Annotated in this window: 10 protein-coding genes; 2 read left to right on the top strand and 8 right to left on the bottom strand. The window is 63.1% G+C overall.

Annotated elements, in window-relative coordinates; translation table 11 throughout:
* A partial coding sequence (locus tag ACODS4_RS15055) for a DUF3422 family protein (protein ID WP_488864988.1) occupies positions 1 to 1,404 on the top strand: 1,404 nt, incomplete at its 5' end.
* A 35-nt stretch (positions 1,405 to 1,439) separates the two neighbouring features.
* Here the strand turns inward: ACODS4_RS15055 and ACODS4_RS15050 are convergent.
* The 4 genes from ACODS4_RS15050 to ACODS4_RS15035 all read right to left on the bottom strand — a co-directional run bounded on the left by ACODS4_RS15050 (position 1,440) and on the right by ACODS4_RS15035 (position 7,008).
* On the bottom strand, positions 1,440 to 4,058 hold the full coding sequence (locus ACODS4_RS15050; RefSeq protein ID WP_488864986.1) for a methyl-accepting chemotaxis protein: 2,619 nt from the start codon (positions 4,056 to 4,058) through the stop codon (positions 1,440 to 1,442).
* A 276-nt stretch (positions 4,059 to 4,334) separates the two neighbouring features.
* The gene (locus tag ACODS4_RS15045; RefSeq protein ID WP_488864984.1) at positions 4,335 to 5,399 is read right to left on the bottom strand and encodes an aldose epimerase family protein; all 1,065 of its coding nucleotides are present in this window, start codon (positions 5,397 to 5,399) and stop codon (positions 4,335 to 4,337) included.
* A gap of 284 nt (positions 5,400 to 5,683) precedes the next feature.
* Positions 5,684 to 5,989 (bottom strand): hypothetical protein, encoded by a 306-nt coding sequence (locus ACODS4_RS15040; RefSeq protein ID WP_488864982.1) that lies wholly within the window; start codon positions 5,987 to 5,989, stop codon positions 5,684 to 5,686.
* Positions 5,990 to 5,994: 5 nt separating this feature from the next.
* Complete coding sequence (locus ACODS4_RS15035; protein WP_488864980.1) at positions 5,995 to 7,008, bottom strand: 1-aminocyclopropane-1-carboxylate deaminase; 1,014 nt, start codon at positions 7,006 to 7,008, stop codon at positions 5,995 to 5,997.
* Positions 7,009 to 7,170: 162 nt separating this feature from the next.
* On the opposite strand from ACODS4_RS15035, the gene ACODS4_RS15030 reads away from it, so the two are divergent.
* Complete coding sequence (locus tag ACODS4_RS15030; RefSeq protein WP_488864978.1) at positions 7,171 to 7,635, top strand: Lrp/AsnC family transcriptional regulator; 465 nt, start codon at positions 7,171 to 7,173, stop codon at positions 7,633 to 7,635.
* 78 nt (positions 7,636 to 7,713) lie between these two features.
* On the opposite strand, the gene ACODS4_RS15025 is transcribed toward ACODS4_RS15030, so the two are convergent.
* The 4 genes from ACODS4_RS15025 to ACODS4_RS15010 all read right to left on the bottom strand — a co-directional run bounded on the left by ACODS4_RS15025 (position 7,714) and on the right by ACODS4_RS15010 (position 11,031).
* On the bottom strand, positions 7,714 to 8,046 hold the full coding sequence (locus ACODS4_RS15025) for a cupin domain-containing protein (RefSeq protein ID WP_488864976.1): 333 nt from the start codon (positions 8,044 to 8,046) through the stop codon (positions 7,714 to 7,716).
* Positions 8,047 to 8,151: 105 nt separating this feature from the next.
* On the bottom strand, positions 8,152 to 9,435 hold the full coding sequence (locus ACODS4_RS15020) for a TRAP transporter large permease (RefSeq protein ID WP_488864974.1): 1,284 nt from the start codon (positions 9,433 to 9,435) through the stop codon (positions 8,152 to 8,154).
* Complete coding sequence (locus ACODS4_RS15015; protein ID WP_488864972.1) at positions 9,426 to 9,965, bottom strand: TRAP transporter small permease; 540 nt, start codon at positions 9,963 to 9,965, stop codon at positions 9,426 to 9,428. Before ACODS4_RS15015 ends, ACODS4_RS15020 begins: the two co-directional genes overlap by 10 nt.
* A gap of 70 nt (positions 9,966 to 10,035) precedes the next feature.
* Complete coding sequence (locus ACODS4_RS15010; RefSeq protein ID WP_488864970.1) at positions 10,036 to 11,031, bottom strand: TRAP transporter substrate-binding protein; 996 nt, start codon at positions 11,029 to 11,031, stop codon at positions 10,036 to 10,038.
* Between the last annotated feature and the right edge of the window lie 523 nt (positions 11,032 to 11,554).

Genomic DNA, 11,554 nt, shown 5'->3' with positions numbered 1-11,554 from the left:
CCCCGCCGCCGCGATGATCTGGCAGCCGGTGACGGTGCGCAGCGATCGGCCGTCGGGTTCCCGGTGATCGCCTTGCCGGCGGGCCGCCCCGCCGCCGACAGCGCCGCCAACGCGGCGGGGGAACAAAGCCACCCGCTGCGCTGGTCGTTGAACGCGGAGATGCACGCCCGCCCCTTCATGACGGTCGAAGCCCCGGCGCGTTTGCTGCACATCGCGCTGCTCGACACGCCGGACGGCCCGAGCGGGGCCGACCTGCTGGTCAGCTTTTGCCGCTGCCTTGGCGTCAACCCGCCGGTGGTCAAGCAGGCCCACCACACGCTTGATCTTGGCGATCTGCGGCTGAAGTGGGAACAACACACCGAATTCACCAGCTTCACCCTGCTGTTGCCCGGCGCGTTCGACCATCCGTTCGACAACGCGCTGCTTCAAGCCGTGCCGATGAGCTGGTGGAAGGGCTTGCAGGGCCGCGTTCTGGCCGCCGCCCAGGTCGCCATCGGCAAGGGCGACCGCGCCGACATTCTGTCCGACGCCGACAGCCGCTGTTTCAGCGGCATTCCGGTGGCCGGGTCGCGGGTTCTTGGCCTCGGCGCGCGGATCTGGAGCGATTTCCGCATCGGCCCCGACGGGTTTTCGCGCTTTTTGCTGTGGGACACGGCGCTGCGCGAACAGCAGGCCGGGCGGCTGATTCAGCGCATTCTGGAAATCGAAACCTACAGCATGATGGCGCTGCTCGCCCTGCCGATGGCCCGCCGTTCGGTGGCCGAGGTGACGGCGGCGGAAGCCCGCACGGCGGAGCTGACCAACCGCATGCTGGGCAACCCCCATGGCGAGGTCGAGCATGGGCTGTTGGAGGATCTGACCGAACTGGCCGCCAACGTCGAGGGCATGATCGCGGGCAGCAGTTACCGCTTCAACGCCACCTTGGCCTATCACGCCCTGGTCGAATCGCGCATCGCCGAACTGCGCGAGGAGCGCATCGAAGGCACGCCGACCTTTGGCGAGTTCATGGAACGGCGGCTCGCCCCGGCCATGCAGTTTTGCCGGTCAATGGCCCGCCAGCAGACCGACCTGTCGCAACGGATCATGCGGGCGACGGAGCTGTTGCGCACGCGGGTGGACGTCGCGCTGGAACGGCAAAACCGCGATTTGCTGCACTCGATGGACCGGCGCGCCACCATGCAACTGCGGCTTCAGGAAACGGTGGAAGGGCTGTCGGTGATCGCCATTTCCTATTATCTGGCCTCGCTGCTCGGCCATCTGGCGGAATGGGCGTCGGCCACCCTGTTCGCCCATGAATTGCACCACGTCACCGGCGCGCTGGTGCTGCCGATCCTGGCCACGGTGTGGTTGGGCGCGCGGCGAATGCGCAAGCTGTTGCACGGAGCCGGAGCGACGCCAAGCTGACGCCGCCCCCTGCCCTGTCCGTCTTTTGTCGCGGGTCAGCCCGCCCGCATCCGATCCACCAGCGTGTTGACCTGCGAGCCGAGCGACCGCACCTCCTCCGTCACCGTCGAGGACGCGGCGAGCACACGGTGCGCCGATTCACCCGATTCAGCGGCGGCGCGCGCCACCGAATCGATGTTGCGGCGGACATGCTGGGTGCCGTCGGCGGCCTCCACCACGTTGCGGGCGATCTCGCGGGTGGCGGCGCTCTGCTGATCGACGGCGGCCGCCACGTTGGTGGCGATCTCGTTGATCTCGCGGATCGTGCTGGCGATGGAGCGGATGGCGTCCACCGTTTCCTGCGTCACCGCCTGCATCGCGGTGATCTGGCCGGAGATTTCCTCGGTCGCCTTGGCCGTCTGGTTGGCCAGACTCTTGACCTCCGACGCCACGACGGCGAAGCCCTTGCCCGCTTCCCCAGCCCGCGCCGCCTCAATGGTCGCGTTCAGAGCCAACAGATTGGTTTGGCTGGCGATGTCGTTGATGAGCTGCACCACCTCGCCAATCTTGTTGGCGGTGTGCGACAGCCCTTCCACCGTGCGGTCGGTGCGGGTGGCGTCGTCCACCGCCTTGCGGGCGATGCGGCTGGAGGTGTTGACCTGACTGCCGATTTCCTGGATGGAGGCCGACAGCTCTTCCGTGGCGGCGGCCACCGCCTTGACGCTGCCCTCCGCCTGTTGCGAGGTGGTGGCGGCGGTCGCCGCTTCGCCGGTGGTGGTTTCGGCGTTCAGGCTCATCCGCTGGGCCATGTCCTGCATTTCGCTGGCGGCGTGCGACACCCGTTGCAGAACCGCGCGAACGCTGCTTTCAAAGCTTTCCGCCATTTCGATGCGGGCGCGGCGGCGCTCTTGCGAGGCGCGGTTGCGCTCCTCCTCGGCCTGGGCGGCGGCCTCGTTGGCGCGGGTGGCGGTGTCGCGGAAAACGACCAACGCCTGGGCCATGTCGCCGATCTCGTCCGAACCGGCCTGCGGAATCGCCGCGTCCAGATTGCCGCCCGCGATGGCGCGCATGGCGTCCGACAATTGGCTGATGCGGGCGACGATGGTGCGGCCAACCACGAACCAGGCCAAGGCGGCGGCGATGACCAGGCTGGCCACCGCGAACAGGATCAGCACCATCCGACCGGCGTCGATAGAGCGCAGGGCGTCGGTGGCGGCCAAATCGGCTTCGGCCTTCATCGCCGCGATCTGCCGATCCACGGTGATGGCGAATTGCTGAGCCAATTGGCGATTTTCGTTCAGCACGCCTTCGTTGTCGCTGATGGCGCTCAACTCCGCCCGCCGCAGCTCGAACAGGCTGCTCTCGCCCTTGCCGAAGGAGGCCAGCTTTTCCGCCGCCTTGGCCAGCTTGGGCAGGCCGTCGTCGCCGCCCTGGCTCAGGAATTTGATTTTCTCGTCCAGCGCCTTCACGGCGGCGGCGTAGCGTGACAGCAGAACGCGCAGGCGCGCGCCGTTGGGGGCCTGCGCCGCCTCGTTCAACGCGCTGGTCAGGGCGTTGCCCTGGGTGGACAGCTCCAGATAGGTGCGGAAGCGCGCCAAACCGTCGCCCAGCAGCTCCTGCATGGAATCGCGGGTTTGCGAGCGGATGTTGACGGCGGACAGACGGATTTCCGCCTTCAACCGCATCAAGGGCGCTTCCAACTGCCCAACCAGGACGCTTTGCTGCATCTGCGCTTCGGCCAGCCGCTCGACAATGCGGGCCAGAATCGGCGCGCGCTGGGCGTCTGGGGTTTCCAGCGCCTTGCGGCGCAAATCAAAGATGCCGTCGTCGCCGTCGCCAAGCAGGAAAAATTCGTCGAGCGCGTCGGAGGTGGTCTTGCTCAACCGGCTGCCAACCTGGGCGGTGGCGCTGACCAGACGGGCGGCGGCCTCCAGATAGGCTTGCTGGTGGGTGGTGACGGCCATCGCCGTGGTGGCGGTTCCCGCCCGCACCATGGATTCCGAGGCCAAACCGATGTCGCCGCGCAGCTCATACAGGCTGATGAGCGAGCGGACGGCGTCGGTCAGCCCGTCCATGTCCTTTTCGGTGCTGGCGTCCAACTCCTCGCCCTTGGCGCGCAGCTTGACGCCCGCCCGTTCGGTGAGCGGGGCCAACGCGACCAGGAAATCATCATAGGCGGTGGACAGCGCGACAACCGTTTCCTCGCGCTTGGCGCGCACGGCCAACCGCTGGCTCACCGCCTTGTTTTCCGCGTCCAGCGTGGCGATCAGCGCGTTGGTCTTGGCGCGGACGTCGGGCAGTTGCGGGTCGTTCGGGCGACGGGCGGCCAGTTCATCGACCAGCGCCACCAGCCCCTTGCCGCGCCCCATGATCTCGCCAAACACGGTTTCCCGCGCGGTCTGATTTTCGGCGGCGTCCAACGTCGGAGCGGCGGCGGCGATGCCGCTGCTTTCGCCCGACAGGCGTTTGGCCAGCTCCATTTCCGGCAAGCTGGTGCCGACGATTCGGGTCAGCGGCCCTTCCACCGCTGTAAAAGACGTCAAACCGACAAGACTGGCGGCGACCGTCATGCCCGCCATCCCGGCGAACGCCATCAGCAGCTTGGCCCGCACGCCAAAGCGGCGGCCTTGTCTGGGCGTGGATGAGGACAAAACAGAGTGGGTGTCGATGGTCATCGTGTGCATTTCCTCCCGGCGCCGCTTTGTTTGCCCAGGCTTGCCGCCTGTGTGTCGTATTTATGACAATAATTATGGAGTTGCTCCAATCACCCGACGCGTCGCCGCGCGGCTGCTTGACGCCCTCTAATTGGTTGTCTTACCAACCATACTCCAGTGTGACCAACAGATCATTACTGGAAAAGCCCTAATTTATTAACCGCGATTGAATGACTTAAGAACGCGCCTCGCGTGCTTTGGGCAACGGTCGGTCGGATTCAAGGCAACGTTGCCGCCTTATGCCTGCGCCGTGAAACGGTAGGCGATGACGCCCCGGAAAATCACGCCGGGTTCCAGAACCGTGGACGGGAAATTCGGGTGATTGGGGGCGTCGGGAAAAGCTTGCGGTTCGATGCAGAAGCCGCCGCGCCGTTGGAACGCCACGCCCCCCTTTCCCAGATCGCGCGGAACAGCGCCGGTCAACGCGTTGCCGGAATAGAGCTGGGCGCCAGGCTCCGTGCTCGTCACCTCCAGCGCACGGCCCGACTCCGGATCCTCGACCACCGCCACCAAACCGAATACGCCCGGCGCCTTGTCGATGACCAGCGTGTGGTCGTAGCCATCGGCATGGCGAAGCTGTTCATCGTCCGCGTCAATGCGCGCGCCGATGGGATGAGGGCGCGTAAAGTCGAACGGCGTTCCGGCGACGGCGCGAATCTCACCCGTGGGAATGGCGGTTGGGTCGATGGGCAGGAAAGATCGCGCGTTCATCGTCAGCCGATGGTTGAGAATCGCCCCCTGCCCCGCCAGATTGAAAAAGGCATGACCCGTGAAGTTCACCACGGTGCGGCGGTCGGTGGTCGCCTCATACTCCAACCGCAGCGTGTCGCCGTCGAGCCGGTACAGAACCGAGGAGCGCAGTTCCCCCGGATAACCTTCTTCGCCATCGGCGTAGGTCAAGCTCATGCGGACGGCGCCGGGCGCCAGGCGTTCGGCGTCGAACACCCGGAATCGGCTGCCTTTCAACCCGCCATGCAGATGATGCGCGCCGCCGTTTCGGAGCAATCGGCGCTCCACCCCGTCCAGCGTGAAGCGGCCCTGCGCGATGCGGTTGGCGAACCGCCCGATGAAGGCCCCCATCGACGGCTGTCCGCCCTGGATCGCGGCGATGCTGTCATAGCCCAACACCACGTCGCCCAACCGGCCATGCCGATCCGGGGCCAAGATCTGGACGATCCGCGCCCCAAAATCACACAAGCTGACGGTGACGCCGCCGTCGCCGGTCAAGGTCCACAACGCGGTCGCCGCTCCGTCGATTTCCCCACGAAACGCGGCGGGGTCAAGCGCGACGGGCGAGTTCATGCAGTCTCTCCAACAACGGCGTTTCCGCTTTGGACGCATGGTCCATCAGCGCTCCACGGTCGCTTTCTCTGACAAGACATCTGATGTCTTGTCTTTCCAAGCCACCGAACAAAACCAATTTCAGCCACAAAGCATTCGATTAATATGCAATTATAGCAAAATCCGTTCGCGCGCTCATAATTTTTGTCAGACAAAATAACAGATTGAAAGCGGCGTCGGCAAGGCCGAAGCGGGCGCCCAGCCGTGATCGCCCGAGCGCCCGCTTCTGATGAAAGCAACCGTCGTCACGGAAACATGGGAATCAACGGATCACCCCCCTGAACCTCGTCAATCCGCATCACCCGAAGCGAGACGGCTTTTGGAAAATCCTCCTCTTTCCGCCAAGCGGCCACCACCGCGACGGCCCGATCCACACTGGAAAAGCGCGTGGCGACGACGTCCACAACCGCCTTGTCTGACTCCCCCCGCCCAGAGCCCGCGAACAGCAGAACCGCCTCTCCGGTCATCGTCATCAGAGCGACGCGCGCCAACAGCCAGGATCGCGCGCCCGCCGTGCCCGCCGGGGATTCGCACAAAACCACCGCGCTCATGGCGGTCAGCCGTTGCGGAAGGCGTAAGCGTAACCGTTCAACGCCGGCGCCCCGCCGAGATGGGCGTAGAGCACCTTCGATCCCTCTGGAAAATAACCCTTTTTCACCAGATCAATCATGCCCTGCATTGATTTCCCCTCGTAAACAGGGTCAGTAATCATCCCTTCCAGACGGGCGCAGAGGCGAATCGCGTCTTTGGTTTCCGCCGACGGCACGCCATAGACCGGATAGGCGTAATCCTCGACCAACACCACGTCGTCAGCGCTCAACTCCTGCCCCAACTCCACCAACGCGGCGGTGTTTCGCGCAATCTCCAACACCTGCGCCTTGGTCTGGATTGGGGTGAACGAGGCGTCAATGCCGATGACCTTGCGCGCGCGCCCATCTTTGGCGAAACCAACCAACATCCCGGCGTGGGTCGAGCCGGTGACGGTGCAGACAACGATATAGTCAAAGGCGAAGCCCAGTTCCCGCTCTTGCGCGCGCACCTCTTCCGCAAAGCCAACATAACCAAGCCCACCGAATTTATGGACCGACGCGCCTGCTGGAATTGGATAGGGCGTGCCGCCCTTCGCCTTGACGTCGGCGATCGCGTCCTCCCAACTTTGGCGAATGCCGATGTCGAATCCTTCATCGACCATCCGCACGTCGGCCCCCATCACGCGGCTCAGCAAAATATTGCCGACGCGGTCATAGACGGCGTCCTCGTGCGGCACCCAACTTTCTTGCACCAAACGGCACTTCATGCCGATCTTCGCCGCCACCGCCGCCACCATGCGGGTGTGGTTGGATTGAACGCCGCCAATCGACACCAGCGTGTCCGCCCCAGACGCGATGGCGTCCGGGATGATGTATTCCAACTTGCGCAGCTTGTTGCCGCCATAGGCCAAGCCAGAATTGCAATCCTCACGCTTGGCGTAAAGATCAACCTTTCCCCCAAGATGGGCGCTCAGCCGATCCAGCTTTTCAATGTGTGTCGGGCCAAAGGTCAAAGGATAACGCGTGAATTTTGAAAGCATGAAGAGCGCCTTTCCACAAAGGGTTTCAACATGGAAAACGCTATCACCCATCCCATGAAAGGTGCTCTCAAAGACGCCCCATAAATTTCTTTGCTGAACAGATTTTTTGGTTAAAATGCGCGCGATCTTCCGATTTTTTGAATTTCCCTGAAAGACTGTTCCATGGATTTGGGGATTGACCGCACCGACCTGAAAATCCTCCGCTTGCTTCAGGGCAACGGGCGACTCACCAACGCTGAATTGGCGCAAATGGTCGACGTCAGCCCGGCGACCTGCCATCGCCGAACCCAGCGCCTGTTCGATGAAGGGTACATCACCAAGGTCCGGGCGATGGTCGCCCCCCAAAAGGTCGCGCGCGGCGCCTTGGTGATGGTCGGCGTCGTTCTGGATCGTTCAACGCCCGAGAGTTTCTCCACCTTTGAAAGGGCGGTCGCCAGCTTGCCCTTTATCCTCGATTGCCATCTCGTGGCCGGGGATTTCGATTATTTCCTGAAAATTCGCGTCGGCGACATGACCGACTTCAACCGGATCCACGGCGAACAGTTGATCGCGCTGCCGGGGGTCCGCCAGACTCGGACATTTTTCGTGATGAAAGAGGTTGTCGACAACGCGCCGCTGGATTTCTGACGGCGATCTCGCGCCCCTCGGAAGGGCGCGCGCCATCCGCCTGGCAGGCCGTTTGCGGGCAAGACTTCCCCGCCACGGTCACGCCAAGAAATCCTCCCGAACCGGCGTGAAGGCGTCAACCAGCACGGTCGGCTCCAAAATCGTCACGCCGTGCATCGTGCCGGGCGGCACGTAATAGCTGGCCCCCGGCCCCAAACGCTGGGCGCCATGGCCCTCCATGGTCAGTTCCAACGCGCCCGACACCACGTAACCAACCTGCTCATGCGGGTGGCTGTGCATCGGCGCGACGATGCCCGCCTTGAAGGTGAATTCGACCAGCATCAAGCCGGCGCCATGGCTCAACACGCGGCGCTCGGCGCCTTCGGGCGTGATGATTGGCGTCTCATGCGCCGCATCGGCCAAAATCTTCATCAATTCATGCCCTTGTGAAAGATCCGATGAAAGAAGGCCCGCCGCATGACAACACATGCGCCGGGCCGTGAGTGGAAGGAACGCACGCTCAGAGAACCAACAGCCTCAATGGAGCAACAAGCGCGGCAGCCACATGGAAAAGGCCGGCATGTAGGTGACAAGCCCCAGCGCCAGGATCAGCGCCGCGTAGAAGGGCATGATGGTTTTCATCACCTCGCCCACCGATATTCCGCCAATGGCGCAGCCGACGAATTGCGTGGTGCCAACCGGCGGGGTGTTCAGACCCAGCGCGCAGTTGATGAGCATCACCATCCCGAACTGGACCGGATCCATGCCGTATTGCTGGGCGATGGGCAGGAAGATCGGCGTGCAGATCAGGATCGTGCTCGCCATGTCCATGAAGGTGCCCAGCACGAACAGGATGACGTTGATGAGCAGGAAGATGACCCAGGGGTTGGACGAAATGCCCGCCATCATCTCGCCGGTCAGATCGGCCACCTCGTACAGCGCCATCAGATACTGAAACATGGTGGAGACGCCGATCAACAGCAGCACCACGCCGGTGGTCTTCACCGCCTTCATCGTCGCCATGACGAATTTCGGCCAGGTCAGCGTCTTGTAGGCGAAGACGGTCAGGCCCAGCGAATAGACCACCGCCACCGACGCGCCTTCGGTCGCCGTGAAGATGCCCAGCAGAATGCCGCCCAGGATGATCGCCACGACGAACAGGCCCGGCAGGGCGTGCAGGAAGGATTGGAACACCGCTGGCCAACCAGGAAAGCTTCCCGCCGGATAGCCGCGCTTCACCGCCACGAAATAGGCCGCCGCCAGCATGCAGACGGTCATCACCACCACCGGCATCAGCCCGGCGGCGATCAACGAGCCGATCGACACCTTGCCGCCCGCCGCCAGCGAATAAAGGATCATGTTGTGGCTGGTCGGCATCAGCGCCCCGACCAACGCGGCGTGCGTCGTCACGTTGACGGCGTAATCGGCGTGATACCCCTCGCGCTTCATCATCGGGATCATCACCGACCCCATCGCCGACACGTCGGCCACCGGCGAACCCGACACGCCGCCAAACAGCGTGCAGGCGACGACGTTCGCCATGCCCAGCCCGCCCCGGATGTGGCCGACCATGTTGCGGGCCAGCGTCACGATCTTGTCGGCGATGCCGCCATGCAGCATCAACTCGCCGGAGAAGACGAAGAAGGGAATGGCCAGGAAGGAGAAGATGTTCATGCCCGAGGTCATCTGTTGGAAGATGACGGCGCTGGGCAGGCCTTCGTACATAATCGTGAAGAGCGACGAGAGGCCGATGGCGAAGGCGACGGGAACGCCCAGAATCAGCAGACCGAAGAATGTGGCGGAAAGAACGATCAGTTCCATGTCGGCTCGACCTCTTCATGGAGCAGCAGGGCGAGCATATGCTCGACGGAGAACAGAACGATCAGGCAACCGGACAGGCTGAGCGGGATGTAGCGCGTGATTTCCGGCAGGCCCAGATTGGGGATCAAATAGGACGACACCGACATGCCGAGGATCCCGCCGTTGTAGGCCATCGCGGCGCCGAACCCGGCGACCAGGATATGGATGACGATCTCGAACCAGCGCTGGACGTGCGGCGGCAGCAGCACGACCACCGAATCCATGCCGATGTGCCCGGCGTCGCGCACGGCCACCGCCGCGCCCAGCATCGTCACGTACAGCACCAGAACCAGAGCCAGACTTTCCGCCCAGGTCGGCGTCTGATTGAAGACGTAACGTCCGACAACTTCATAAAAAACGATGCCGACGATGCTCATCAACCCCGTGACCGCGATCACGGTGCTGATCCGCGCCAACACTATGTTCACCGATGTCAGAAGCCGCCGGGGCTGCGCGCGCGCGCCGTCGTCCACCAAGCAATCTTGCATCATGGTTGCTCCCAGGAGCCGGGGCGGACGGCGGGCGTTGCGGAACGCCCGCCGTCCGAAGCGGCCTTAAACGTTACTTGCTCTGTTGAATGCGGGTGACGAGGCTTTGCAGGGCCGGGGTGTTGGCGAACTTCTCGTAGACCGGCTTCATCGCGTCGATCAGTTCCTGCTTGTTGGCGATGGTGGTGATCTGGGCGCCGCCCGCCTCCACCATCTTGCGGGAACTGATTTCGCGGTCGTCCCACAGCTTGCGCATGAAGGGAACGGAGTCCTTGGCCGCCTTGCGGATCAGCGCTTGATCGTCCTTGGACAGCTTGTCCCAGATGACCTTGGAGAAGACGAGCACTTCCGGGGCCAGCGAATGTTCGGTCAGGCTGTAATAGCGGGCCGCCTCGAAGTGGCGCGAGGATTCATAGCTCGGCCAGTTGTTTTCGGCGCCATCGACGATGCCGGTCTTCAGCGCGGTGTAGACCTCGCCATAGGGCATCGGCGTCGGGTTGGCCCCCAACGCGTTAATCATGCCGACGAAGAGTTCCGAAGGCTGCACGCGGATTTTCAAACCCTTGAAATCGGCCAGCGAGGTGATCGGCTTTTTGGCGGTGTAGAAGGACCGCGATCCGCTGTCGTAAAAGGCCAGCCCAATCAGCCCCTGCGCTTCCATCGCCTTCAGAATGTCGTCGCCGATGGGGCCGTCCAGCACGCTGCGCATGTGGGCGGTGTCGCGGAAGATGAAGGGCAGCACGGTGACGATGGTTTCCGGCACAACGCTGTTCAAGGCGCCGGCGTTGATCCGCATCATGTCGAGGCCGCCAAGCTTCAACTGCTCGATGGTGTCCTTTTCCGAGCCCAAAGCGCCCGAGGGGAACACCCGGATGTTCATCTTGCCGTTGGTTTTTTCGGCGAGTTCGCGCCCCATGTGCTTGACCGCCTCAACGGTCGGATAGTCGGCGGGGTGAACGTCGGCGGAGCGGAAATCGCGCGCCTGAGCGGACATGGGCGCGGTCAGGGCGACCGTCGCGCCAAAGGTGAGCGCCGCCGCGACGGCCAGTGAACGAAGCAACCCGGACATCAACGTCTCCTCCGTTGTTGTTCGCGCGCGGCGGCAAGGCCGCGTTCGCGTTTGGTGTGTGGGTTTTGGATAAGGCTGGGACGCGGCGCGGCGCCGCCTGCGCGCCGATGCTCTGTCCATCAACAAAATCGAATGAATTGGGGAAAACCCGTAATCCGTTCAGAACCGTATGCGGGTTCTGTCAGACAACTGACCTGGAAATTTTAGACAACCACCACCGATTCCTGCCTCTCGTCGGGATCGCTTGTGGATTCTCCTTATTTCATTCTTGCGACAATTTACGCATTCATAACGTCGACGGGATTATACCTGTTCCTTGGCGCCCGATTGATGCGGATCGGCCTGGCAACCTCTGCGTTCGCAGCGTTGCCTTTCGTTGATTCCGCTTATGATTTGTTTGGCCCGCCATTGATTGATCCCGCTAAAAACCACTCTAGCCGCGTTGCGCGCAAGTGGTCAAGTGGTAAGATGACTTTGTGCGGCGACTGAACGATTCAGGGACCGTATGGCGGCACGCTGACGA

This window comes from Azospirillum sp. FG154, from assembly GCF_057809575.1.
This window is presented reverse-complemented; position numbering and strand designations above follow the sequence as displayed.